This window comes from Flexivirga lutea, assembly GCF_054778955.1.
The window spans coordinates 383,231-406,782 of the sequence record NZ_BAAGZB010000001.1; the positions used below are offsets into that span (position 1 = coordinate 383,231).

Consider the following 23,552-nt stretch of genomic DNA (forward strand, 5'->3'; position numbering starts at 1 on the left):
CCATCCGTGCAGACGTTGGAACCGACTGAGCAGCCGCAGGATTGGGCGGTCAGTGACGTCGTCGTCACCGAGCCCGGGATCATCCGCAGAGCGATCGGCGCGGCCGCGATCGGCAACGTCACGGAGTGGTACGACTTCGGCGTCTACGCCTACTTCGAGCCGACCATCAAGGAGGTCTTCTTCGACGGCCTGAGCGACGCGGCGGGCACCATCGCGACCTTCGGGCTCTTCGCGGTGGCATTCCTCGTCCGCCCCTTCGGTGGCATGTTCTTCGGGCCGCTGGCGGACCGGATCGGCCGCAACAAGGTGCTGGCGATGACGATGGTGCTGATGGCGCTGGGTACCTTCGCCATCGGCTGCATCCCCAGCCGCAGCTCGATCGGCATCCTGGCGCCGTTGTTGTTGCTGCTGGCCCGGCTGGTGCAGGGCTTCTCCACCGGCGGTGAATACGGCAATGCGATGACCTTCATCGCCGAATACGCCCCCGACCGCAAGCGCGGCTTCTGGGGCAGCTGGCTGGAGTTCGGCACCTTCACCGGCTACCTCTTCGGCGCGATCATGGTGACCGTCATGGACGGCGTGCTGTCGCACGACCAGTTGTTGTCCTGGGGCTGGCGCATCCCCTTCTTCGTCGGTCTCCCGTTGGGCCTGGTCGGTGTCTACCTGCGCACCAAACTGGCCGACACCCCGGCATACCTGGAGCTGGAGAAGCAGTCCGAAGAGCGGGAGAAGGAGAACAAGAAGGAGCAGTCCGGCGGCGAGCTGCGCCGCATCCTGCGTCTGTGGCCCTACATGCTGGTCTGCATGGGGCTGGTGCTCGTCTGGAACGTCACCAACTACATGCTGACGTCATACATGCCGACCTACGTGACCGACACCCTGCCGTCCGGCGAGGGCCAGGTCTCCGACACCACCTCGCAGATCATCCAGATCGCGGTCATGGTGCTGGCACTGTTCACGATCCCGCTGCTGGGCATGCTCTCGGACCGGGTGGGCCGCAAGCCGATCTGCTGGGTCGGCGCGATCGGGCTCATCGTGCTCGCGCTGCCGATGATCGCGTTGGTGCGCTCGCAGACGACCGTGGGCGTCTTCGCGGGTCTGCTGATCATGGCGATGCTGTTGATCTGCTTCTCCTCCACCATGCCCTCGACGCTGCCGACGCTCTTCCCGACGAAGGTGCGCGGTGGCGGGTTGTCGATCGCGTTCAACGTGTCCATCTCGCTGTTCGCCGGCACGACCTCGGTGGTCGTCGGGGCGCTGGTCACGCTCACGGGGGACCTGAACTGGCCGGCCTACTACCTGATCATCGCCGGCGCGATCGGCGTGGTCTCGGTGCTGTTCCTGGCCGAGCCCAATGGCCGCAAGATGTGGGGCTCGCCGCCCGCCGCGGCCACCCGGGAGGAGGCACGCGACGTGGTGCGCTCGCTGCGCAAGAAGCTCGCCGACGCGCGCGGCCACGCAGCGCCCGGCACGTCGGTCCGCCCCGAGTAGCGCGCCCGGCGGCCGGCGCCCGACCGACCAACCGCCTGACGAACCACTCGACCGACCGACCGACCGAGCAACCAGCAGCATCCCCAACCGAGCGGACACAAAACCGCCGAGCGGACACGAAATACGGGCCCCTGCGGCCCGTATTTCGTGTCCGCTCGATGCGGTTTGTGTCCGCTCGGTGGCGGGGTGGGAAGGGCAGCGGCAAGATCGCAAAGATATCTTTGCAAATACTTCTTTGCGGTGTACCTTCGCCGTATGGCGACAGGCGGACGACGTGAGATCAACCGCGTGCGCCCGGATCTGGACCAGCTCAAGGCGATGGCGCATCCGGTCCGGCTGACCATGCTGACCCGGCTCCGACTGGACGGCCCGGCGACGGCCTCGTCACTGGCGGCGCAGCTGGGGCTGAACTCCGGCGCCACCAGCTACCACCTGCGCCAACTCGCCGAGGCGGGACTGGTGGTCGAGGACACCGCGCGCGGGACCAAGCGCGATCGCTGGTGGAAGGCTGCGCACGAGTCGACCGAGACAGCACCCTCGGACGTCGCCGACGCCGAGGAGCACGACGTGCTGCTGGGCGCCTACCACGGCGTCGTGGCGCAACAGGCCGCCCAGCAGATCGTGCAGGCCGCGGCGGAGACGCCCGAGCTGCCCAAGGAGTGGGCCGACCTGGCGGGCGCCAGCGACTGGAACCTCTACCTGACCCCGGACCAGGTCCGCCGGGTCAAGGAGGCGGTCCAGGCGATCATGACCGAGATGCTCAAGCAGTCGCCGGACCGACAGGACGCCCCCGCCGACGCGGTCCCGTTCGTCTTCCAGTTCCACTCCTTCCCGCGCCCGGGTGCGCTTGCGCACCACGACGACGACGGTGGGTCGCGATGACCGGCAGCCGCAAGCCGTTCGCTGCGCTCGCGGTGGCCGAGGCGTTCTCGATCTCGGGCACCCGGCTGTCCCAGATCGCGGTGCCGTGGCTGGTGCTGACGATGACCGGCTCCGCGGTCTGGACCGGAGTGGTCGGCTTCGCCGAGATGCTGCCGTATGTCGTGGCCAAGGCCCTGGGCGGCCCCATCGTGGACCGCATCGGCGCGAAAGCCGTTGCGGTGACGTCTGATTCGTGCAGCGTGCTGATCGTCGGGGCGATTCCGCTGCTGCAGTGGGCCGGGATGCTGCAGCTTGTCTGGCTGGTGCCGATCTCGGCGCTGATGGGTGCGGTGCGTGGCCCCTCGGACGGCGCGAAGTCGGCATTGGTGCCGGTGGTCGCCGAGCAGGGTGCCGTGCCGTTGGAGCAGGTCACCGGCGTGATGGGCGCGATCGAGCGGTTGGGCGGCACTGTGGGCGCCGCCGCGGCCGGTGCCGTCGTCGCGATGATCGGCGCACCGCAGGCGTTGCTGGTCAACGCCGTGACGTTCGCGGTCGCTGCGGCCTTCATCTCGCGCGGAGTGCCCAGCGCCACATCGCAACGGCCTCAGGAGGTTTCGGGACAGGCTGGGGCAGAGGCGTCATACCGGCAGCAATTGGTCGAGGGATGGCACTTCCTGCGCGGGGATGCGGTGCTGGTCGGCATCACCACGATGGTGTCGGTCACCAACCTGCTCGACCAGGCGTGGACGGCGGTGCTGCTGCCGGTCTGGGCGCACGACACCGGTCAGGGCGCCGGCGCGGTCGGACTGGTCCTCGCGGTGATGGCCGGGCCGTCGATCCTCGGTGCGCTGACCGCAGCGGCGGTGGGGGAGCGCCTGCCGCGACTGCCGATCTACACGCTGTGCTTCGTGGTCGCCGGCATACCGCGCTTCTCGATCTTCGCGTTCGAAACCCCGATGTGGGCGATGGCCGCGGTGCTGGCCGTCGTCGGCTTCGTCTCCGGATTCTGCAACCCGATCCTGGGCGCGGTGATCTTCGAACGGATCCCGAGACACCTGGTGGGCCGGGTGAGTGCGCTCAACACATCGCTGTGCTGGTCACTGATCCCGTTCGGCGGCCTGCTGGGCGGTGGACTCGCGGCGCTCGTCGGCCTGCGGGCGGCGACGATGACCGTCGGGGTGGCGTACTTCTGGGTGGCGTTGATGCCGTTGGTGCGCAAGAGCTTCCGCGAGTTCGACAAGCGGCCGGCGACGGCGTCGCTGTCGGACGGCCGCACGGTCCACGATCTCGCCGTCTGATGCACCGAGCGGACACAAAACACACTCAGCGGACACGAAATACCGGGCATGATCGCCGGTATTTCGTGTCCGCTCGGTAGTTGTGTGTCCGCTCGGTTGATGGCGCTGGTCGTCAGGCGAGCTCCGCGAAGGCGTCGCCCAGGACGCCGAGACCCTCGAGCAGCAGTTCGTCGCTGATCACCAGCGGCGGCAGCAGCCGGATGACGTTGCCGAAGGTGCCGCAGGTCAGGATGACCACCCCCTGCTCGTGGCACCGCTTGGCGACGGCCGCAGTGAGGGCCGCGTCCGGCTCCTTGGTGCCGGGCTTGACGATCTCGACCGCGAGCATGCCGCCGCGGCCCCGGATCTCGCCGATGACGGCGGTGGTGCCGGCGATCTCGCGCAGCTTCGCGGTGGTGATCTCCTCGATGTGCTTGGCCCGGTTCAGCAGACCGTCCTGCTCCATCGTCTCGATGGCGCCGAGCGCGGCCGCGCAAGCGACCGGGTTGCCGCCGTACGTGCCACCCAGGCCACCGGGGTGGACCGCGTCCATCAACTCCGCGCGACCGGTCACCGCGGCCAGCGGCAAACCGCCGGCGATGCCCTTGGCGGTGGTGACCAGATCCGGCACGACACCCTCGTGATCGACCGCGAACCACTCACCGGTGCGGGCGAATCCGCTCTGCACCTCGTCGGCGATGAAGACGATGCCGTTGTCGGTGCACCACTGCGCCATCGTGGCCAGGAAGCCCGGCGCCGGCACGATGAAACCGCCTTCGCCCTGGATCGGCTCCATGATGAACGCCGCGATCTGGTCGGCGCCGACGGACTTCTCCGCCATGGTGATCGCGCGCTGCGCAGCCTCCTCGCCCGTCATACCCTCCGGGTCGCGGAAGGGGTATGACGTCGGCACGCGGTAGACGTCGGACGCGAAGGGGCCGAAGCCCTTCTTGTAGGGCATCGACTTCGCAGTGAGAGCCATCGTCAGGTTGGTGCGGCCGTGGTAGGCGTGGTCGACCGCGACGACGGCCTGTCGGCCGGTGGCGTAGCGAGCGATCTTGACGGCGTTCTCGACGGCCTCGGCGCCGGAGTTGAACAACGCCGACTTCTTGGCGTGGTCGCCAGGCGTCAGCTCGGCCAGCTTCTCGGCGACCGCGACATAACCCTCGTAGGGGCTGATCATGAAGCAGGTGTGGGTGATCTCGGCGACCTGCCGCTGCACGTTCGCGACCACTCGCGGGTCCGAGCTGCCGACCGTGGTGACCGCGATGCCCGAGCCCAGGTCGATGAGCGTGTTGCCGTCGACGTCCTCGATGACACCGCCGGCGGCGCGGGCGGCATACACGGGCATCGTCGACGAGACGCCGGCGGCGACCACGGAGCTGCGACGCGTGGCCAGCTCCTGCGAACGCGGTCCAGGGATCGGCGTCTTCAGCTCGCGGCGCTGGGCGACGTCCGGTGCGGTGATGGTCATGGGGGCTCCTCTGCAGACATGCGACGTTCGCGTTCAGTGTGCCACGCGTCGATATTCGAAATCGAAAGAGTATGCCGCAGGGCCCTCCCGGAACCCGCGCCGCGGTCGGGAACGTTGCGTCCATGCACCGGGGGACCGGTGCACTGCGGGCGCCGACGACGAGAGGTATGACGTGCGAGACGTGCAGGATCAGCTGGAGCGGTATCTCGAACTGGGCGTGCACGAGCTCGCCGGACTGTCCGCGGACGCCTTCCGCGCCGCAGCACCTGCGGACCCCGGCGGCACGGCACTCGTCGTGGTGCACCCGTCACTGGTGCCGGCGGCAGCGTTGGCACCGCTGCTGATTCGGGACGGCAAGCCCGGATTCGTGGTGGAGGACATGACGGACCTGGCCGAGTTCGCCGACATTCCGCAGCTGGCGGTGCCGGACGGGCGGCTCTATCTGGTGGACGATCCACAGCGCGGCGACGAACTGCGCAACTGGAGCCCGGACGAGGCGTTGCCCGAGTTGACGGGCTCGGGCCGGACACCGCTGACGATCAGCGAGGGCATCAGCTGGCTGCTGCAGGAACCGCACCAGTTGGAGCCCAATCACTGCTTCATGTGCATCGGCTCCCGCAAGCGCAAGCCGAAGACCGGGAAACTGGACGCGCGCACGCCCGCGCTCTGGATCAGCGGCGGCACCGGGCGGGACGGCACGGCACGACGTAACGCGGCCAAGGTCGGCTGGTGCTGGGCGGGCAACCGGCACACCTGGCTCGGTTTCGCCTCGGCGGCCGGTCGCCGCTGACCGGCGGCACGGTGGGACGCGATGCCGGCCGTGGTGCGCTCGTCAGCTCGCGTCGCCGAGACGGCGTAGCACCTCGTCGTGCAGCAAACCGTTGCTGGACAACGCGTTCCCGCTCCACGGGCCGTCCCTGCCGTCCAGTCCGGTGAAGCGTCCGCCGGCCTCGGTGACGATCGGTGCGAGGGCGGCCATGTCGTGCACGGCCAGCTCCGGCTCCGGTGCGAAGTCGATCGCGCCCTCGGCCACCAGCATGTGTGCCCAGAAGTCGCCGTAACTGCGCACGCGCCATACGTTGTCCATCAGCTCGACGAGCGCGTCCCGGCGGTCGATGTCCGCCCAGGTGCGCCACCCTGCGACCGAGGCCGATGCGTCGGAGATCTTCGAAACGCCTGAGACGGCAATGCGTTTCGCGCCCGACAGGGAACGTCCTGTCCACGCGCCGGTGCCGAGGCCGGCCCACCAGCGGCGACCCAGCGCGGGCGCTGCGACGAGCCCGACGACCGGGACGCCGTCGTCGACGAGCGCGATGAGCGTTGCCCACACCGGCACGCCGCGGACGAAGTTCTTGGTGCCGTCGATGGGATCGACGATCCAGCGGCGCGGGCCGCTGCCCTCGGTGCCCTGCTCCTCGCCCTGCACCGCGTCACGGGGCCGGGCGCGCTTGAGCTGGCCGCGCAGGATCTCCTCGACCGCCACGTCCGCGTCGGTGACCGGGGTCAGGTCGGGCTTGGCCGTGACGTGCAGGTCGTCGGCGCGGAAGCGCCCGGTGCTCGTCGGCTCGACCGCGTCCGCGAGCACGTGGGCGAGGCGCAGGTCGTCGTCATACGTCGGCATGCACCCGAACCTATCGGTCGGGGGCCCGGTGATCCGGCAAAGGGCGACGGCGGCAACGAGCAAGTGACGACAGTTGCGGATTGTTCGCCGGTGGGGGCGGGTGCGGGCGAGTAAGTGACGACAGTTGCGGGTTGTTCGCCGCGGAGACGCCCACCCGCGTCAGACCAGCGGCCAGCCCTTCTTGGCCAGCCGCTTGCGCACCCGGTCCAGGTCGGCCTCGATCGGCACGACACCCGCGACCTGCTGCATCAGTTCCTGCGCCTCCTCCTCGGAGATCGGCGTCTTGGGCTCGCCGGGCACCTTGTTGGAGGCGATCAGCTCCTTGGCGACCTTCTTGATCTCCTTCTTGGTCAGCCGGCGCTGCAGCAGCGCGAAGAGCGGGGGCAGGTCGGTCGGCGGCACGCCGTCGGGGTAGCCGGCGCGCAACCAGTCCAGGATGCGCTGGAAGAAGTTGACCCGCTCGGGGCTGTCGTCCTCCTCCTCGTCATCGTCGTCGGTCCCCACCGAATCCGGCAGCGTGGCGGGCCAGCCGACGGACTCCAGCCGAGTCGCGACGGCCTGCACCTCGTCCTCGCTGGGGGGTGCGGACTTGAGCCGCTCGACCGCCTCGGCGACGGTCGCGGCGGAGATCTCCCCGTCCGGGTTGTCCGCGATCAGCTGTGCGCAGACAGCCTGCACGTCGGCCGGCTTCAGGGTGCGCTGCAGCAACGCCAGCAGCGGCGGGAAGTCCTTGGGCGGGATGCCCTCGGGGTAGCCCTTGCGCAGCCAGTCCACGACGGAGGTCAGCAAATTGGTAGCCATGGTCATCAGAACAGCTCGATCCCGAGGTAGTGGTCGATGCTCTTGTGGGTGATGTAGAGGACGCCCACCACGACGGCGGCGGCCACGATCGCGAAGATGGCGTATGCCGCCCAGAGTGCGGCGGCCTTGCCGGCCGTGACGGTGCCGTCCTCCTGCTCGTGCTCGCTGCCGATGTCCCAGAGTCGTATGCCGATCGTGAACAGCAGGGGCAGGCCGGCGCCGAACAGCAGGCCCACGACCAGCACCTTCGCGGTGCCGTCCACGATGCTCGTCCAATCGATGTTCATCTCGAAACCATTGCCCTGTTCGCCCTGTATCCCCTTGTGTCCTGCCGGTCCTGCCGCCGGTCAGGCGGTGGGAACCTTCGTCTTCTTGCCGGGTTTCGCACCTGTACCCTTCGCGCCGTCGTCCCACTCGGCGTTGACGTTCTCGGCGCCGACCTTCTGCTGTTGCGCGCGGTAGTAGATGTATGCCGCCAGGGCGACCAGGATCAGGAAGATCACGATCGCGCCGGCCGCTCCACCGATGAGGTGGCCGATGTAGAAGCTCACCGCTCCGCCGATGGCCGCGCACGGCAGGGTGATCAGCCAGCCCGCGGCCATCCGGCCGGCCACGCCCCAGCGCACGGTCGCGCCGGGTTTGCCGACGCCGGTGCCGATGATCGAGCCGGTCGCGACGTGGGTGGTGGACAGCGCCATACCCAGGTTGCTGGAGGTCAGGATGATCGCCGCGGCCGACGCCTGCGCCGCCATACCCTGCGGCGCCTCGATCTCGACCAGGCCCTTGCCGAGCGTGCGGATGATGCGCCAGCCGCCGATGTAGGTGCCCAGCGCGATGGCGCCGGCACACAGCACGATGATCCACACCGGCAGCCCGTGCGCTTCGATCTGCCGGTCCGACAGGCTGCCGTGCGCGATGAGCGCGAGCGCGATGACGCCCATCGTCTTCTGTGCGTCACCGGTGCCGTGCGCCAGCGACACCAGTGAGGCGGTGGCCACCTGTCCCCAGCGGAAACCGCTCTCCTGCTTGCTCTTGCGTACGGTGCGGCTGAGCGCATAGACCCCGACCGTGCCGACGGCGGCGACCGCTCCGGCGATGACCGGTGACAGCAGCGCCGGGATGATCACCTTCACGACGAGCCCGTCCCAGTTGATGCCGCTGGTGCCGATCGCGGCCAGACCGGCGCCGATCAGGCCGCCGAAGAGCGCGTGCGAGGAGCTGCTGGGCAGGCCGAGCAGCCAGGTGAGCAGGTTCCACAGGATGCCGCCGATCAGGCCGGCGAAGATGATGAACATCGCCTCCTGGGCGTCGATGCCGGTGACGAGGCCGCCGGCACCGTCCTGGATCTTCAGCACCGACGTGGTCACGGTGACCGCGACCTCCACCGACAGGAAGCCGCCGACCAGGTTGAGGACCGCCGAGAGTGCGACAGCGGTCTTGGGCTTCAACGCACCCGTGGCGATCGAGGTGGCCATCGCGTTTCCGGTGTCGTGGAAGCCGTTGGTGAAGTCGAATCCCACGGCGGTGATCACCAGCAGGATCAGAATGAAGAGTTCGGCACTCACGGGTCACGAGTATGACGCCGCGAGCTGGGTGCGGCGCAAATCGGGACGGCGCCGGACCCGATTTGTTCACGAACTGTTCAGCTGTTTGCCGATGTCCATCATGCGTTGCAGACCACTGGCGATGATTCGGGCGTCGACCATCCTCGTGCCGACCGGGGGCAGCGTCGCGATCATCCGGGTCAGCACCCCGGCCATCCGTTCGGCGTCGATGGCGCGTGGCGGGTCGGTCGTCCAGCAGGCCGCGAGCACGATGTATGACGCCTCGTTCAGCGAGGTCTCCAGCAGGTCCCAGTCGGCCAGCGTCCGGGGCAGATCCGTCTGGGCCAGTTGCAGGATGTTGCCGCATTGCAGTTGCTCGAAGCCGAGGTCGCGGCGGGCGGCATACCCGCGGTCGCTGCTCTGCTGGCCGTCGGCGATCAGCAGCAGCAGGCGTTCCAGGGAGCGCAGCGAACGCCGGAACTGCCGGCGTACCAGGGCGATCGGCGCGCGCCGGCCCATCAGCCAGATCACCAGCACCGACGCGGTGCCGCCGACGACGGTCTCCAGCACGCGTTCGCCGGCGATCTCGCCGACCGGCCGGTAGGGGTTGCCCGCGGTGCTGATGAGCAGTGCCATCGGGGTGACGAAGATGACGCCCAGCGCGTAGTTGCGCACCGCCAGCATCTGCACGCAGAAGACGAGGAACAGCGCGATGACCAGCAACACCAGACCGCTGGGGTGCGCGGCGTGGATGGCGAAGAACGCGGCGATGCCGATCACCGTGCCGGTGATGCGGTGCAGCGCGCGGCGGGTGAGGGCGAGGCGGTCGGCGGTCACCGACATGACCAGGGCGGTGGTCATCGCGGCCCAGTAGGGGTGGCCGATGTGGAACCCGTAGGAGACCACGCAGGTCAGCAGCACGGCCGTGGCCATCCGCCGGGCCGCCAGCCAGGGCAGTGACGAGGGGGACAGCCCCCAGCGCAGCAGATAGGACCAGTCGGGCCGGCCGAGGTAGCGGCGGTGCTCGACACCGCTGACCACCACCTCCCGGCCCGGGAGGTGCACCGTGACGACCTGCTGGATGATCGCCAGGTGCAGGTGGCGCAGGGACGCGTTCATCCGGCGCCACTGGCGCAGTCGGGGTTGGCGACCCACCGCGTCCTCCAGGATCATCGAGGCGCCGAAGACGGAGGCGAACGCCTGGTCGCGCAACCTGGCCAGCCGGTGCCGGGGGATCGTGGCCCGGTCGGCGCCGAGGTATGCCGCCACGGCCTCCTCCGCGGTGTCCAACGCGTCCTGTTCGGCGTGCCGGGGACGGGTGACCAGCTGCAGCAGCACCGAGGCGGCCGAGGCGCTGACGCAGCCGATCGCGCAGACCAGCACCACTGTGCCGGCCGGGATGCCGACGGTCGGCAGGTACGAGGCGATGGCGGGCCCCATGATGAGGAACATCGCGCCGGGCGGTTCGGCGACCAGCGAGTTGTAGCCGAGCACCGTGACCAGGGAGATGAGGGTGAGCACCAGGGTGAGCAGCACCGGGTCGTCGCCGACCAGCGCGCCGACCGCCACGCAGACGATGTAGGTGAGGTCGAGACCGGCCAGGATCACCAGCCGCGAGCGGATCGGGCGCGACTGGGCGATCCAGCCGAGGAAGGCACCGGTGATGCCGACCAGCCCCATGCTGGGCCCGAGCAGCAGGCTGATCAGCGTCACCGCGACGACCACGATCGCCAGCACGTGCAGCGCGAACTTCCAGCGTCCGGGGGCCGGCTTGACCTCGGCGAAGGCCAGCAGTTGCCGGTTGAGCGCCTCGGGAGCCGGCCGCATGGGTTCAGTCCGTCTCGCGCGGGTCGGTCTCGTGGGGATCGGTCCCGTGGGGTTCGGCCTGCTGCGAGTCCGCCTCGCCGGTCCGGCTGCGCAGCAGGCGGCGCAGTGACGCCAGCCGGGCGGGGCCGCTGTCGCCGGCCCGGCCGTCGGCGACCCAGGCGTCCAGTGCGCATTCCTCCTCGTCGTGGGTGCAGCCGCGGGGGCAGTCGGCGGTCCCGGCGGCCAGGTCGGGGAAGGCGTGGATGATGTGGTCCGGGTCGATGTGCGCCAGCCCGAAGGACCGCACACCGGGGGTGTCGATGACCCAGCCGTCGGTGCCGCCGTGGCCGTCCGGCAGCGGCAGCGCGATCGCCGACGTCGAGGTGTGCCGGCCGCGGCCGGTCACCGCGTTGACATGGCCGATCGCCCGGTTCACGCCGGGCACGAGGGCGTTGACCAGGGTCGACTTGCCGACCCCGGAGTGACCGACCAGCACCGTCATCCGCCCGTGCAGCGCCTGCTGGACCTGTTCGAGGCCGGCGATGCCGTCCTCCGTCCGGTGGGTCACCACGTGAAGGACGTCGAGACCGGCGTAGTTGGCCAGGAACGGGGCCGGGTCGGCCAGGTCGGCCTTGGTGAGCACGAGCAGTGGCGTCATACCGGCGTCGTATGCCGCGACCAGGCACCGGTCGACCATCCGGGGGCGCGGCTCGGGGTCGGCCAGCGCGGTGACGATGGCGAGCTGGTCGGCGTTGGCGACGATGACGCGTTCGTAGGGGTCGGTGTCGTCGGCGGTGCGGCGCAGCACGCTGGTGCGCGGCTCCACCCGCACGATGCGCGCGAGGGTGCCCGGCTCGCCGGAGGTGTCGCCGACCAGGGCGACGCGGTCGCCGACGACGGTGCTGGTGCGGCCGAGTTCGCGGGCGCGCATGGCCACGACCTCGTGGCCGTCGACCAGACAGGTCCAGCGGCCGCGGTCGACGGTGGTGACCTGGCCGATGCGGGCGTTCTCGTGTTTGGGGCGTTCCTTGGTGCGCGGCCGGCTGCCGCGGCGGCTCGGGCGCACGCGGACGTCGGATTCGTCGTAGTCGCGGCGTCCGCGGTGTGCCACCGGTCAGTCCCCGATCATGCGGGTCCAGCGAGCGGTGAAGTCCGGCATGGTCTTGGCGACCGTGCCGGCGTCCTGCACGACCAGACCGGGGACTCGCAGGCCGAGGACCGCGGCCGTCATCACCATCCGGTGGTCGGCGTAGGTGTGGAAGGTATTGCCATGCATCGGTTCCGGGCGTATGACGAGCCCGTCCTCGGTCTCCTCGACGTCCGATCCGAGGCGACCCAACTCGGTGGCGAGCGCGGCCAGCCGGTCTGTCTCGTGGCCGCGGATGTGCCCGATGCCGCGCAGGTGACTGGGGCCGTCGGCGAAGGCGGCGATCGCCGCGACGACCGGCGACAGCTCGCTGGCCTCGTGCAGGTCGAGGTCGACCGCCTCGATGCGGCCGGTCCCGCGCACCGTCAGGCCCTCACGGGTCAGCTGCACGTCGGCGCCGAACTGCTGCAGGATGTCGCGCGCGTGGTCTCCGGCCTGGGTGGTGAAGTGCGGCCAGCCAGGGACGGTCACCCGGCCGTCGGTCAACAGCGCCGCGGCCAGGAACGGGAAGGCGTTGGACAGGTCGGGCTCGACCTCGACGTCGAGGGCGTGGATCTGCGAGGGCTCGACCCGCCAGCGGTTGGCGTCGCCGTCGTCGACCATCACGCCGGCGTCGCGCAGCACCTCGACGGTCATCGCGATGTGCGGCAGCGACGGCACCTGTTTGCCCTCGTGGATGACGGTGATGCCGTCGTCGTAGCGCGCACCGGCCAGCAGCAGCGCACTGACGAACTGCGACGAGCCGGACGCGTCGATGTGGACCGTGCCGCCGGCGACCCGGCCGGTGCCGGTCAGGGTGAAGGGCAGGCCGTCGCCGTCGACGACGACACCCAGCGAGCGCAGCGCCTCCAGGACCGGGCCGAGCGGGCGGCGCCGGGCACCCTCGTCGCCGTCGAAGGCGACCGTGCCGTGCGCGAGCGCCGCGACGGGCGGCAGGAAGCGCATCACGGTGCCGGCCAGACCGCAGTCGATGTCGGCGGGCCCGTGCAGCGGTGCCGGCTCGATGATCCATTCGGTGTCGTCGGTGCGACTCTCGATGTGGGTGCCGAGCGCCTGGAGTGCTTCGCACATCAGCGTGCTGTCGCGGGAGCGCAGCGGATCGGTCAGCCGCGACGTGTCCTGGGCCAGCGCGGCCAGCACGAGGAAGCGGTTGGTCAGCGACTTGCTGCCGGGCACGGGCACGACGGCGTCGATCGCCCGATCGGCGGTCGGTGCGGCCCAGTCGCCCGCGGCGAGGGTGGCGGTGGAGGTCGGATGCGGAGGTTCTGCGCTCATCGCGCCAAGATTACCGAGAGTGCACGGGCCGCGTAGCACTACGCTCACTGATCCGTGCCGGGGTTCGCGCTGTCGCTGATCGAGTGCCGGGGTTCGCGCTGTCGCTGATCGAGTGCCGGGGTTCGCGCTGTCGCTGATCGAGTGCCGGGGGAGCGCAGCGGAGGAGGTGTATCGAGATCGAGACACGCCATACGCTTGCCCCCATGTGTGGCCGGTATGCCGCGAGCTTCGCCCCCGACGAGCTGTTGCAGGACTTCGACATCGAGCAGGACCGCACCGACGAGCGCAGTCGGTCACTGCTGGTGACCCCGCAGGATCCACCACCGGGTGCCCCGGACTGGAACGTCGCGCCGTCGAAGCAGGCTCGGGTCGTCCTGACGCGCGCGCCGCGCGACGACCCCGCCGCGACGCCGCTGCGGCAGCTGCGGCTGCTCACCTGGGGCTTGGTGCCCAGCTGGGCCAAGGACCCGAAGATCGGGCTGCGGATGATCAACGCGCGTGCCGAGACACTGCTGGACAAGGGTGCCTACCGGAACGCCGCGCTGTCGCGGCGCTGTCTGGTGCCGGCCGACGGCTGGTACGAGTGGCAGGCGAGCCCCACGGCGAAGGATCGCAAGGGCAAGCCGCGCAAGCAGCCGTTCTTCGTCCACCGTGCCGACAACGAGCCCGTCGCGTTCGCAGGGGTCTACGAGTTCTGGCGGGACAAGTCGGTCGCGGACGATGACCCGAATGCCTGGGTGGTCAGCTACTCGATCGTGACGACCGCGGCCGAGCCGGGCATGGACCGCATCCACGACCGCCAGCCGGTGGTGCTCGACCCCGATCAGTGGGCCAGCTGGCTCGACCCGACGCTGACCGAGCCGGACGACGTGCGCGCCCTGCTCGAACCGCGGACGCTGGGCCGCTTCGGGGCCTGGCCGATCGGGAAGGCGGTCGGCTCGACCCGCAACAACGGGCCGGAGTTGCTCGAACCCGCTCCGCGCGCCGAGCTGGAGGGCGTCGTCGACCCGATGACCGGCGAAGTCCTCTGATGGCGGTCCGCACCCGGCTGATCGACACTCCGCCGGGCCCGGCGCGAGTGCATGTCGAACGCCCTTCCGCCGATCGCCGTGGTCCGCCCGGTCGCGGCTCGCTCGTCCTGAGCCACGGCGCGGGTGGCGGCATCGAGGCGGCCGATCTGGTGGCGCTGCGCGAACTGGTGGCGGACGGCTGGACGTACGTGCGCGTCGAACAACCGTGGCGAGTCGCCGGTAAGAAGGTCGCGACCCCGCCGAGAACCCTTGACGCCGCATGGGTTCCGATCATCACCGCGCTGACGCGCGGCCGATGGGCCCTGCCGCGGCCGCTCGTCGTCGGCGGTCGCTCGGCCGGCGCCAGGGTCGCCTGCCGGACCGCAGCGCAGGTCGGCGCCGACGCGGTGCTGGCGTTGTCGTTCCCGTTGCACCCGCCGAACAACCCGGACCGGTCGCGCGCGTTCGAGGCGCAGGCCGTGCTGGCTGCTGGGCTGCCGCTGGCCGTCATACAAGGGGAACGTGATCCGTTCGGGCGCCCCGACGAGGTGCGTGCGGCGCTCGGCCGGGCACCGACCGTCGTCGGTGTGCCCGGCGACCACAGCTTGACCCGGGGCACTGCGCAGACCCTCGCCGCCGCTCGCGCCTGGCTGAGCACGCTGGTCGAGTAGCGACGAAGGAGCGTATCGAGACCAAGTGCCCGGTCCGGCGTAGCGTGTGGGCATGAGCCTGACCATCGGATACAAAGCATCCGCAGAGCAATTCGCACCCCGTGAGCTGGTGGACCTGGCGGTCGAGGCCGAACGCGCCGGACTGGACAGTGCGTTCGCCTCGGACCATTTCCAGCCCTGGCGTCACGAAGGCGGCCACGCGCCGCACGCGTTGACCTGGTTGGCGGCGGCGGGTGCGCGCACCGAGCGGATCACGCTCGGGACGTCGGTGCTGACGCCGACCTTCCGCTACAACCCGGCGGTGCTCGCGCAGACGTTCGCGACGCTCGGCTGTCTCTACCCGGGCCGGGTCATCCTGGGTGTGGGCACCGGGGAGGCGCTCAACGAGATCGCCGTCGGGCAGGAGGGCTGGCCGGACTTCAAGGAACGTTTCGCCCGGCTGCGTGAGTCGGTGCGGCTGATGCGCCGGCTGTGGACGCAGGGACGCGTCGACTTCGACGGCGACTACTACCGCACCGTCGGCGCGACCATCTACGACCGGCCCGAGCAGCCCATCCCGGTCTATGTCGCCGCCGGCGGACCGACCGTCGCCAAGTACGCCGGCCGGATGGGTGACGGGATGATCGTCACCTCCGGCAAGGGCATGGAGCTGTATGCCGACAAGCTGGTGCCGGCCATGCAGGAGGGCGAGCAACTGGGCAAGCGCGCGCCCGGTGCAGTGGAGCAACTGCTCGAGGTCAAGATCTCCTACGACCGGGACCCGCAGCGTGCGCTGGAGAACACTCGCTTCTGGGCGCCGCTCGCGCTGACGCCGGAGCAGAAGCACAGCATCGACGACCCGGTGGAGATGGAGAAGGCGGCCGACGCGTTGCCGATCGAGCAGATCGCGTCGCGGTGGATCGTCGCGTCCGACGCCGAGACCGTCATCGAGGGGGTGCGTCCGTATGTCGAGCTCGGCTTCACTCATCTGGTGGTGCACGCCCCGGGCGAGGATCAGCGGCGATTCCTCGGGCAGTTCGGCGAGGACGTGCTGCCTGCGTTGCGCGCGGAGTTCTGAGCGAAGGCGCCGGTGTGGCGGCGGTCAGGCGGTCGTCGCCGCCGGGCCGTCGGCAGGCTGCTGCGCAGGTGACGGCGGTGCCAGTGCGACGACCTCTGCCGGTGTGTCGACGGGCGGATCGAGCGGCACAGAACGTTCCTGCCACAGCGTGCGCGTCAGGAGGCAGACGACGAAACACACCGACACGGCGTAGATCGCGACGACTGCGCCGAGGAGGAGGGTCACGAAACGGAAACCTACTCATCGGCTCCGCGGGCGTCAACGGGCTCGGATGCCGCACCAGCACTGGGATCCGCGGGTGCGCGCAACGGTTTTCGTGGTGTGTCCAGCCGATTACGGCCTATACCGTTGCTTTTCGCCGACTATACGGACGCTTTACCCCGGTCTCGTGCGGGATGCGGGAGGTGGTGGAACCACCGATACGGATGAGTCCGCCCGGGGAATGAGCCGGCGCTCGCCACTGTTGACATGGGTGTCCAGGCAAGACCTTCGCAGTGAGGAGTGCAGCTTGTTGCACGCGCCATTGATGCTCTCGGAGTCCGGTGGCTCCGCAGGTGGGCCGACGCTCGTCGGCTCCGCGACCCAGTCCCGCGGAGGTCTAGGCTTGACGTCGATGACCACTCATGAAGGCAGCGATCTGCAGCCGCAGTCCGCGGAGGATCCGGACCTCGACGTTGCGAGCGAGTCCGAGGCGGACCGGCTCGCGCGGTTCGAGCGCGACGCCATGCCCTATCTGGACCAGCTCTACAGCGCTGCGCTGCGCACCACCCGCAATCCGGCCGACGCCGAGGACCTGGTCCAGGAGACCTTCGCCAAGGCGTTCTCGGCGTTCCATCAGTACAAGCCGGGCACCAACCTCAAGGCCTGGCTCTACCGCATCCTCACCAACAGCTACATCAACACCTACCGCAAGAAGCAGCGTCAGCCGCAGCAGTCCGACGCCGCCGACATCGAGGACTACCAGCTGGCTCGCGCCGAGGCGCACACCTCGCGCGGCCTGCGGTCGGCCGAGACCGAGGCGTTGGACCACCTGCCCGACAGTGACGTCAAGCGCGCGCTGCAAGAGGTCCCGGAGGACTTCCGGCTGGCTGTCTACCTGGCGGATGTCGAGGGCTTCTCCTACAAGGAGATCGCCGAGATCATGGATACGCCGATCGGCACGGTCATGTCGCGGTTGCACCGTGGCCGGCGTCAGCTGCGTGAGCTGCTGACCGACTACGCCGTCGAGCGCGGATTTATCAAGGAAGGGGCGTCTTCCTGATGGGCGCCGAATGTGGCGACTACTTGTCGCGGATCTATCAATTTCTGGACGGCGAGCTCGACGATGCCGGCCGCGCACAGCTGCAGGCTCATCTGGACGAGTGTCCGCCGTGTCTGGACGAATACGAGCTCGATCGCCTGTTGAAGGCGCTCGTGCAGCGATCGTGTGCCTGCGAGCAGGCGCCGGACACGCTGCGCACGCAGATCCTGCAGACGATCACCAGTGTGCAGGTCACCCCGACCCAGGTCACCCAGGTCACCCAGGTGCGCATCCAGGAAAGCTGACAACGTCCCCCGGTCCGTATGACGAACGGCCCGGCGGCACGCTATTGCGTGCGGCCGGGCCGTTTCGTATGTCGCTCGCTGAGCGGCGACTGGCTCAGGCGTTCGGCTTCTTGCCGTGGTTGGCGGCCTTGCCCTTGCGGCTGCGACGCTTGCGGGCGCGCTTGCTCATGATGAGACTCCTTGATCGAGCGGAAGCTGATGGTTGCCGCACTGGCGGCCGGAGCATCATCTCACATGTGACTGAAGTTAAAGATTTAGTCAAGAAATGGTCTTCTATGGCTCACGGGGTTGCGGCACCCCGGCTCCGTCGTGGGAAAATTGTGAACGGTTGATCACGGCCCACCCCTGAGGTCGTGCAGATATCTGCCTCCCGCTTCGTGGACGAGGTGGAGCGGAAAGGATCTCGATCATGGATCAAGCTACATTGCTGGCAATGTTGACGTCGCTCTCGGGCAGCCACTCCGGCGGCGGCTCGATGTCGACGATGACGATCAAGTGGGACCCGGTCAACTGAGGCCTCGTCTACCGTCTTCGTGACGGCCCAGTGTTTCCGCTGGCTCTCGCGCCGCGGTTATATATAGACATATGACGCGCGCATGGCGATTGATCTGGGGAATCTCCCTGACGCTATGTGCGGCGTGCGTTGGTTCCGCGCTGACCATGTCAGCGCGGAACCTTTCGCTGTCTGCACTTCTTATCCTTGCGGTCCTGTCGTTGCTGGCGTCGGCGGCGCAGTCGACCCGGCTAGCTACTCCTAGTGCAAGCGTGTCGCTGACTTCGATCCTTCTCGGTGCTGCGATCCCGCTGACCGGACCGCTGGGTGCAGCCATCGTCGGAACGGTCTCGGTGATCGATCCCGGACAACGTCGGCCACTCGTGGTGCGCGTCTTCAACATGTCCATGACCGGACTTGTCGGCGCGATCGGGGGCCTCGCCTATCTGGCCCTTGGCGGTGTGCGACATGATCCCTCGCTGCAGCCGCTGGGGATCATTCTTCGGCAGGGCCTACCCCTTGCGGCGGCCACTGTGGTCATGCTTCTCGTCAACGCGCTGTGTGTCGGGCTGATGATTCAGTTGACGGGGGGTGCAACCGTTCTGCTCGCGGTTCGCCGCCTGGTTCGCCAGGTCGGCCGCACCTACCTCGGCTACGGAGTGGTGGGTTTTCTCTTCGCGGTCCTGTGGGATCCCGTCGGGCTCGGGCCGGCGACCGCGCTGGTCATGTTCGTGCCGCTCGTCTTCGCCCAATGGTCGTACGCGCAGCAACACGCCGAGTCGGTCGCCCACGAACGCACCGTCGCGAGCTTGGTCGCGGCCGGTGAGGCGCGGGATCCGATCATGAGCGGCCGTATCGAGCGTGTTGCGCAGGTCAGCGAGTTGCTCGGCAACGAGCTCCGCCTGTCGCCTGCGGATGCCGACGCGCTGCACTTCGCCGCGTTGCTGCACGACGTCGGCATGGTGGCGCCCGTCGAGGGCCGGCACCGTGACAATGACGACATACGCGCCGACAACCTCGAGCGGATCCGTCGTCACCCGTCCCGCGGGGTCGACATGCTGCGGTCCATCGAATTCCTCGGCGATTCGATCACCGCCATTCGGCACCACCACGAGCGGTGGGACGGCAGAGGCTATCCGGACGGGCTCGCCGGCCCGCAGATCCCGCAACTGGCGCGAGCGCTCGCGGTGTCGGACGCGTTCTGTGCGCTGGTGCCCCGAGTCGGTGCCGAGCGGACGATGGAGCTGCTGCGCGACCGGGCCGGTGTGCAGTTCGACCCCGAGTGCGTGGACGCCATGGACAAAGTCGCATCCCTCGCCGCGGACCTCGCAGCGCTCGATCGCGGTCCGCAGGGCGAGGTGATCGCGGACACCGCGATCGATGACCGGTGGATCGACCATGATCTGCCCGAGGTGTCCGACCTGCTCGCCGCCGACAAGGTGCAACCGTGAGACGTGCGCGGACCGCGCAGATCATTGTCTGGTCGGTCGTCCTGTCGGTGCTGTGCCTCGGCGCGGCGGTGCTGCAGGAGCGGGTCACCACCGGGACGCATGTGCTGGTCCTGACGTGTTTCGCCGTCGCCATCGCTTGTGCATCGCAACTGCACCTGTCGTTGTTGGGCGGACGCGTGGCGACCCCGGTGGCGACGGCGATCGCGCTCAGCCTGGCGTTGTCCGGGCCGCAACCCTTCGCCGGCTCCGGCCGGGTGCCGGACTCGACCTGGGCGGTGATCGGCACGGCCGTCGTCGGCCGCGTGGCGGGGGGACTGCTCAGCTGGCGGCTTTTCGGCATACGGCCGACACCGAAGGAGCGCATCGGGCCGCTGATCGCGATCATCGTGGCATCCCTGCTCTACCGGGACCTGCCCTTCTTCAACGGGGTCTCCGCTCTCGACATGTATGGCGCCTGGGGCCATCACCGGTGGCGGTCCGCCGCCGCGATGGCCGTGGCCGGCATCGTCGCGGGCATCGTGTTGCTCCTCACCTCGGTCTATCTGCACCGGGGCGGGCGCAGCTTCCGGGCCGAGTTGTCCGAGGTGGTGACGATCCAGTCCTCGCTCAATGCGGCCGTTGTCTCGACGTCGATCGCGATCGCGCTGGGCATGTCCGCGTTGGGCGTGCTCGCCATACCGCTGATGTCGGCACCGTTGGTGTTGTTACGTTTCGCGCTGCAACAGCAGGCGTCGGTGATCGACACCCGCCGGCAGACGATCGCGGCGCTGGCGCAGCTGACCGATATCGCCGGCTACACGCCGGAGGGTCACTCGGCGCGGGTCGCCGCGTGGGCTCGGCGCATCGGCACCGAACTGCACATGAACGATCGTGAGCTGGACGAGCTCGAGGACGCTGCACGGCTGCACGACATCGGGCAGGTGTCGTTGGCAGCGCCCATCCCGGGCGGCGCCACCATCGACGTCGCGCCGGCCGATCAGCGCGGCATCGCCGACGAGGGTGCGCGGATCGTGCGCCGCACTGAGGTGCTCGACGGTGTCGCCGACATCATCGAGGCGCAGGTCGTGCAGTTCCGGGAGGTCCAGGAACACGGCGAAACCGTCCCGATGAGCGGGCGAATCATCAAGGTGTGCAACGCCTTCGAGGACCTCACCGGCGGCGACATCATGCTCCGGGACGCCGCGATCGAGCGGTTGACGCTGGGCATCGGCTATGAATACGACCCGATGGTGCTCGATCTGTTGACCAAGGTGACCGCGCCGCAGCACGGTCGCACGCACTGAGGCGCCATACCCTTCGCTGTGGCAGCAGCACATACGAAAACGCGGGCGGATCAAGGTGATCCGCCCGCGCTCTGGTGGGTCGGTCAGGCCGGGTCGGCGGCGTGCCGGCCGGTCGGGGCCTCTCCGGTGCCCAGGTCCGTGGGGTCGTAGCCGTGGTCGATCCGCGGGTCGTCGGCCTCCACGAAGTAGTCGGCGACAGCGGTCTCGTCCCGGCCTGCCGGCACCTTCAGCGCCCGCAGGACGAAGGTGAGCACGACGGCGACGATCACGTTGATGATGACCGCGGTGAACGCAATGTAGCCGAGTTCGCCGATGACGGGGATGTTGGACAGCGATCCGCCGAAGTGCTTCGTGGCGGGGCTGGCGACGTCATACGCGCGCCACGTGCCGTAGACCATCGCGACCGCCCAGCCTGCCAGCAACGCGTAACGGTGCATCCAGCGGGTGTAGAGGCCGATCACGATCGCGGGGAAGGTCTGCAGGATCCAGATGCCACCGAGCAACTGCAGGTTGATGGCATTCTGCTTGTCCATCGCCAGCACGAAGACCAGCGCGAAGACCTTGACCACGAGCGAGGTGAGTTTGGAGACCTTGGCCTCCTCCTTCACCGTGGCGTTCGGGCGGATCCACTCCTTGTAGATGTTGCGGGTGAAGGTGTTGGCCGCCGCGATCGACATGATCGCCGCAGGCACCAGGGCGCCGATCGCGATGGCTGCGAAGGCGACTCCCGCGAACCAGCTCGGGAACTGGTCCTCGAAGAGTTGCGGCACGACCAGTTGCGGGTTCGGCTTGCCGTTGAGGCCGATCGGTTTGGTGCCGGCCGCGATGGCCACCCAGCCGAGCAGCGCCAGCAGGGCGAGCACGAAGGAGTATGCCGGCAGCATCGAGGCGTTTTTGCGGATCGTGTCCCGGCTCTTGGAGGACAACACTGCGGTGATGGAGTGCGGGTACATGAACAAGGCCATGGCGGAGCCGAACGCCAGTGTGACGTAAGCCCACTGAGCCTTCGGGCCGACCGTGTCGGAGAACTTCGCCGCCTGACCCGCGGGGGATTCGGCCTTGGCGTGCACCGCGTCGAAGATGTGGCTCCAGCCACCGACCTTCGTCGGCAGGTAGATCACCGCGACGATGATGACCAGGTAGATCAGGATGTCCTTGACGAACGCGATGATCGCCGGTGCGCGCAGCCCGCTGGTGTAGGTGTATGCCGCCAGGACGACGAACGCGACGAACAACGGCGCGTCATTGGCGAACCAGTTGCCCTTGCCGCCGACGCCGGCGACTTCCAGGACGGCCTGAATTCCCACCAGTTGCAACGCAATGTAGGGCAACGTTGCGACGAAACCGGTGATCGAGATGGCCAGGGACAGCTCGCGTGAGCCGTAGCGACCACGCACGAAGTCACCAGCGGTGACGTAGCCGTGCCGGTGGCTGACCGACCACATCCGCGACATGAAGAAGAAGATGATCGGGTAGAGCACGATGGTGTAGGGCACGGCGAAGAAGCCGCTGACCGCTCCCGCTCCGAACATCGCGGCCGGGACGGCCACGAACGTGTATGCCGTGTAGAGGTCGCCGCCCAGCAAGAACCAGGTGATCCAGGTGCCGAAGCTGCGGCCGCCGAGGCCCCACTCGTCCAAAGACTCCAGGTCCTTGCCCTTCTTCCACCGCGCGGCCATGAAGCCCATGACCGTGACGAGCAGGAAGAGCAGGATCAGGACGACGGTCGCCGAGACGTTCAGGCCACCGCCCGGGTGCGACGGACTTGCCGCAGTGGGAAGGAGATTCGTCATGCTTCACCGTCCTCGGTGATCGGGCCGTCGGCCGGCTGGAAGGGCACGGGCGGCCGCGCCTTCTTGACCAGCACGTAGGCGACCGACGTGCACAGCACGCAGAAGAAAACGAGCGCCATCTGATACCAGATGAAGAAGGGGAACGCGCCGAGCTTGGGCGTGGTCCGTGCGTACCAGCCGACCGGCACGAGCGCGATCATCGGCAGCAGCAGGACAATGCCCGCCACGACCTGCAGGCGACGGTCTGCAGGCGGAGCCTTGTCGGGGTATTTGTGAAGAGCCATCCGGGTGCAACCTCTCGGGGTGACGTTGCTAACCGGAAAACGCTACCGCCGTGACCGGTGTTGCGGGTGGGATTCACCAGACCCGTTCCCCGAACACCTTCTGCACGTGCGAAAGGCCCCCCGAAGGCACGACCGCGCTGGTCGAGTGCCGGAGGAGCGCGCTGGTCGAGTGCCGGAGGAGCGCGCTGGTCGAGTGCCGGAGGAGCGTAGCGGGGGAGGTGTATCGAGACCGAGCGTCCTTGGTGGGTGGTCTCGATACGGCCTCGCCTTGGGGCTCGGCCTACTCGACCGGCGTGGGGTTGGGGTGAGCGTTCGCTGGTCGAGTGCCGGAGGAGCGCGCTGGTCGAGTGCCGGAGGAGCGCGCTGGTCGAGTGCCGGAGGAGCGCGCTGGTCGAGTGCCGGAGGAGCGCGCTGGTCGAGTGCCGGAGGAGCGTAGCGGGGGAGGTGTATCGAGACCGAGCGTCCTTGGTGGGTGGTCTCGATACGGCCTCGCCTTGGGGCTCGGCCTACTCGACCGGCGTGGGGTTGGGGTGAGCGTTCGCTGGTCGAGTGCTGGGGGAGTGCGCTGGTCGAGTGCCGGAGGAGCGTAGCGGGGGAGGTGTATCGAGACCGAGCGTCCTTGGTGGGTGGTCTCGATACGGCCTCGCCTTGGGGCTCGGCCTACTCGA

23 protein-coding genes are annotated in these 23,552 nt (G+C 68.8%); 11 read left to right on the forward strand and 12 right to left on the reverse strand.

The genetic code is table 11. The features are described from left to right. Positions 1-6: 6 nt before the first annotated feature. The 3 genes from ACYVBN_RS01915 to ACYVBN_RS01925 all read left to right on the forward strand — a co-directional run bounded on the left by ACYVBN_RS01915 (position 7) and on the right by ACYVBN_RS01925 (position 3,650). On the forward strand, positions 7-1,491 hold the full coding sequence (locus ACYVBN_RS01915) for an MFS transporter (protein WP_440282305.1): 1,485 nt from the start codon (positions 7-9) through the stop codon (positions 1,489-1,491). Between the two features lie 255 nt (positions 1,492-1,746). After that, positions 1,747-2,373 (forward strand): ArsR/SmtB family transcription factor, encoded by a 627-nt coding sequence (locus ACYVBN_RS01920; protein ID WP_460599059.1) that lies wholly within the window; start codon positions 1,747-1,749, stop codon positions 2,371-2,373. After that, positions 2,370-3,650, forward strand: coding sequence for an MFS transporter (locus tag ACYVBN_RS01925; RefSeq protein WP_460599060.1), 1,281 nt, complete (start codon positions 2,370-2,372; stop codon positions 3,648-3,650). The genes ACYVBN_RS01920 and ACYVBN_RS01925 overlap by 4 nt, the downstream gene beginning before the upstream one ends. Before the next feature lie 112 nt (positions 3,651-3,762). Here ACYVBN_RS01925 and gabT read toward each other — a convergent pair whose 3' ends face one another. After that, a complete protein-coding gene (gene gabT, locus ACYVBN_RS01930) occupies positions 3,763-5,103 on the reverse strand; it encodes an aspartate aminotransferase family protein (protein WP_460599061.1) in 1,341 nt (446 codons plus the stop codon). A 172-nt stretch (positions 5,104-5,275) separates the two neighbouring features. On the opposite strand from gabT, the gene ACYVBN_RS01935 reads away from it, so the two are divergent. Continuing rightward, positions 5,276-5,893 (forward strand): DUF5701 family protein, encoded by a 618-nt coding sequence (locus ACYVBN_RS01935; RefSeq protein WP_460599062.1) that lies wholly within the window; start codon positions 5,276-5,278, stop codon positions 5,891-5,893. A gap of 42 nt (positions 5,894-5,935) precedes the next feature. On the opposite strand, the gene ACYVBN_RS01940 is transcribed toward ACYVBN_RS01935, so the two are convergent. The 7 genes from ACYVBN_RS01940 to aroA all read right to left on the reverse strand — a co-directional run bounded on the left by ACYVBN_RS01940 (position 5,936) and on the right by aroA (position 13,297). Beyond that, the gene (locus ACYVBN_RS01940; RefSeq protein WP_460599063.1) at positions 5,936-6,724 is read right to left on the reverse strand and encodes an FIG domain-containing protein; all 789 of its coding nucleotides are present in this window, start codon (positions 6,722-6,724) and stop codon (positions 5,936-5,938) included. A gap of 159 nt (positions 6,725-6,883) precedes the next feature. Next, positions 6,884-7,525 carry a DUF3349 domain-containing protein gene (locus ACYVBN_RS01945; RefSeq protein ID WP_440282311.1) on the reverse strand — a complete coding sequence of 214 codons (642 nt, stop codon included), beginning with the start codon at positions 7,523-7,525 and terminating at the stop codon, positions 6,884-6,886. Positions 7,526-7,530: 5 nt separating this feature from the next. After that, entirely contained in the window at positions 7,531-7,812 is a 282-nt protein-coding gene (locus ACYVBN_RS01950; protein WP_440282312.1) for a hypothetical protein, read from the reverse strand. 60 nt (positions 7,813-7,872) lie between these two features. Continuing rightward, positions 7,873-9,090 carry an inorganic phosphate transporter gene (locus ACYVBN_RS01955; RefSeq protein WP_440282313.1) on the reverse strand — a complete coding sequence of 406 codons (1,218 nt, stop codon included), beginning with the start codon at positions 9,088-9,090 and terminating at the stop codon, positions 7,873-7,875. Positions 9,091-9,156: 66 nt separating this feature from the next. After that, entirely contained in the window at positions 9,157-10,896 is a 1,740-nt protein-coding gene (locus tag ACYVBN_RS01960) for an FUSC family protein (protein ID WP_460599064.1), read from the reverse strand. Between the two features lie 4 nt (positions 10,897-10,900). Further along, positions 10,901-11,986 carry a ribosome small subunit-dependent GTPase A gene (gene rsgA, locus ACYVBN_RS01965; protein WP_460599065.1) on the reverse strand — a complete coding sequence of 362 codons (1,086 nt, stop codon included), beginning with the start codon at positions 11,984-11,986 and terminating at the stop codon, positions 10,901-10,903. Positions 11,987-11,989: 3 nt separating this feature from the next. Then, entirely contained in the window at positions 11,990-13,297 is a 1,308-nt protein-coding gene (aroA, locus tag ACYVBN_RS01970) for a 3-phosphoshikimate 1-carboxyvinyltransferase (protein ID WP_460599066.1), read from the reverse strand. A 203-nt stretch (positions 13,298-13,500) separates the two neighbouring features. Between aroA and ACYVBN_RS01975 the strand changes: the two genes are divergently transcribed. From ACYVBN_RS01975 to fgd, 3 genes are read left to right on the forward strand one after another with little or no spacing between them, the layout of a single operon-like run. After that, complete coding sequence (locus ACYVBN_RS01975; protein ID WP_460599067.1) at positions 13,501-14,328, forward strand: SOS response-associated peptidase; 828 nt, start codon at positions 13,501-13,503, stop codon at positions 14,326-14,328. Then, positions 14,328-14,978 (forward strand): alpha/beta hydrolase family protein, encoded by a 651-nt coding sequence (locus tag ACYVBN_RS01980; protein WP_460599068.1) that lies wholly within the window; start codon positions 14,328-14,330, stop codon positions 14,976-14,978. Before ACYVBN_RS01975 ends, ACYVBN_RS01980 begins: the two co-directional genes overlap by 1 nt. A 52-nt stretch (positions 14,979-15,030) precedes the next feature. Next, positions 15,031-16,035 (forward strand): glucose-6-phosphate dehydrogenase (coenzyme-F420), encoded by a 1,005-nt coding sequence (gene fgd, locus ACYVBN_RS01985; protein ID WP_460599069.1) that lies wholly within the window; start codon positions 15,031-15,033, stop codon positions 16,033-16,035. Positions 16,036-16,059: 24 nt separating this feature from the next. Here fgd and ACYVBN_RS01990 read toward each other — a convergent pair whose 3' ends face one another. After that, positions 16,060-16,260 carry a hypothetical protein gene (locus tag ACYVBN_RS01990; protein WP_460599070.1) on the reverse strand — a complete coding sequence of 67 codons (201 nt, stop codon included), beginning with the start codon at positions 16,258-16,260 and terminating at the stop codon, positions 16,060-16,062. Positions 16,261-16,648: 388 nt separating this feature from the next. Here ACYVBN_RS01990 and ACYVBN_RS01995 point away from each other — a divergent pair, with 388 nt between their 5' ends. Together ACYVBN_RS01995 and rsrA are read left to right on the forward strand one after the other, a co-directional pair. Continuing rightward, entirely contained in the window at positions 16,649-17,296 is a 648-nt protein-coding gene (locus ACYVBN_RS01995; RefSeq protein ID WP_440282321.1) for a sigma-70 family RNA polymerase sigma factor, read from the forward strand. Then, positions 17,296-17,580 (forward strand): mycothiol system anti-sigma-R factor, encoded by a 285-nt coding sequence (rsrA, locus tag ACYVBN_RS02000; protein WP_440282322.1) that lies wholly within the window; start codon positions 17,296-17,298, stop codon positions 17,578-17,580. The genes ACYVBN_RS01995 and rsrA overlap by 1 nt, the downstream gene beginning before the upstream one ends. 94 nt (positions 17,581-17,674) lie before the next feature. On the opposite strand, the gene ACYVBN_RS02005 is transcribed toward rsrA, so the two are convergent. Continuing rightward, positions 17,675-17,749 carry a 50S ribosomal protein bL37 gene (locus tag ACYVBN_RS02005; RefSeq protein WP_370670776.1) on the reverse strand — a complete coding sequence of 25 codons (75 nt, stop codon included), beginning with the start codon at positions 17,747-17,749 and terminating at the stop codon, positions 17,675-17,677. Between the two features lie 596 nt (positions 17,750-18,345). Between ACYVBN_RS02005 and ACYVBN_RS02010 the strand changes: the two genes are divergently transcribed. Both ACYVBN_RS02010 and ACYVBN_RS02015 read left to right on the forward strand, forming a co-directional pair. Then, the gene (locus tag ACYVBN_RS02010; RefSeq protein WP_460599071.1) at positions 18,346-19,524 is read left to right on the forward strand and encodes an HD-GYP domain-containing protein; all 1,179 of its coding nucleotides are present in this window, start codon (positions 18,346-18,348) and stop codon (positions 19,522-19,524) included. Continuing rightward, positions 19,521-20,807, forward strand: coding sequence for an HD-GYP domain-containing protein (locus ACYVBN_RS02015; protein ID WP_460599072.1), 1,287 nt, complete (start codon positions 19,521-19,523; stop codon positions 20,805-20,807). The genes ACYVBN_RS02010 and ACYVBN_RS02015 overlap by 4 nt, the downstream gene beginning before the upstream one ends. Positions 20,808-20,890: 83 nt before the next feature. Here the strand turns inward: ACYVBN_RS02015 and mctP are convergent, their stop codons facing one another. Together mctP and ACYVBN_RS02025 are read right to left on the reverse strand one after the other, a co-directional pair. Then, entirely contained in the window at positions 20,891-22,600 is a 1,710-nt protein-coding gene (gene mctP / locus ACYVBN_RS02020) for a monocarboxylate uptake permease MctP (RefSeq protein WP_440282325.1), read from the reverse strand. Continuing rightward, positions 22,597-22,884 (reverse strand): DUF3311 domain-containing protein, encoded by a 288-nt coding sequence (locus ACYVBN_RS02025; protein ID WP_440282326.1) that lies wholly within the window; start codon positions 22,882-22,884, stop codon positions 22,597-22,599. Before ACYVBN_RS02025 ends, mctP begins: the two co-directional genes overlap by 4 nt. Positions 22,885-23,552: the final 668 nt, after the last annotated feature.

What these genes read in the sequence shown, in the direction of transcription:
- ACYVBN_RS01920 (WP_460599059.1), top strand. Translation starts at nt 1,747, where the DNA reads ATGGCGACAGGCGGACGACGTGAGATCAACCGCGTGCGCCCGGATCTG.
- ACYVBN_RS01925 (WP_460599060.1), top strand. Translation starts at nt 2,370, where the DNA reads ATGACCGGCAGCCGCAAGCCGTTCGCTGCGCTCGCGGTGGCCGAGGCG.
- gabT (WP_460599061.1), bottom strand. Translation starts at nt 5,103, where the DNA reads ATGACCATCACCGCACCGGACGTCGCCCAGCGCCGCGAGCTGAAGACG.
- ACYVBN_RS01940 (WP_460599063.1), bottom strand. Translation starts at nt 6,724, where the DNA reads ATGCCGACGTATGACGACGACCTGCGCCTCGCCCACGTGCTCGCGGAC.
- ACYVBN_RS01945 (WP_440282311.1), bottom strand. Translation starts at nt 7,525, where the DNA reads ATGGCTACCAATTTGCTGACCTCCGTCGTGGACTGGCTGCGCAAGGGC.
- ACYVBN_RS01950 (WP_440282312.1), bottom strand. Translation starts at nt 7,812, where the DNA reads ATGAACATCGATTGGACGAGCATCGTGGACGGCACCGCGAAGGTGCTG.
- ACYVBN_RS01960 (WP_460599064.1), bottom strand. Translation starts at nt 10,896, where the DNA reads ATGCGGCCGGCTCCCGAGGCGCTCAACCGGCAACTGCTGGCCTTCGCC.
- aroA (WP_460599066.1), bottom strand. Translation starts at nt 13,297, where the DNA reads ATGAGCGCAGAACCTCCGCATCCGACCTCCACCGCCACCCTCGCCGCG.
- ACYVBN_RS01975 (WP_460599067.1), top strand. Translation starts at nt 13,501, where the DNA reads ATGTGTGGCCGGTATGCCGCGAGCTTCGCCCCCGACGAGCTGTTGCAG.
- ACYVBN_RS01980 (WP_460599068.1), top strand. Translation starts at nt 14,328, where the DNA reads ATGGCGGTCCGCACCCGGCTGATCGACACTCCGCCGGGCCCGGCGCGA.
- fgd (WP_460599069.1), top strand. Translation starts at nt 15,031, where the DNA reads ATGAGCCTGACCATCGGATACAAAGCATCCGCAGAGCAATTCGCACCC.
- ACYVBN_RS01995 (WP_440282321.1), top strand. Translation starts at nt 16,649, where the DNA reads ATGACCACTCATGAAGGCAGCGATCTGCAGCCGCAGTCCGCGGAGGAT.
- rsrA (WP_440282322.1), top strand. Translation starts at nt 17,296, where the DNA reads ATGGGCGCCGAATGTGGCGACTACTTGTCGCGGATCTATCAATTTCTG.
- mctP (WP_440282325.1), bottom strand. Translation starts at nt 22,600, where the DNA reads ATGACGAATCTCCTTCCCACTGCGGCAAGTCCGTCGCACCCGGGCGGT.
- ACYVBN_RS02025 (WP_440282326.1), bottom strand. Translation starts at nt 22,884, where the DNA reads ATGGCTCTTCACAAATACCCCGACAAGGCTCCGCCTGCAGACCGTCGC.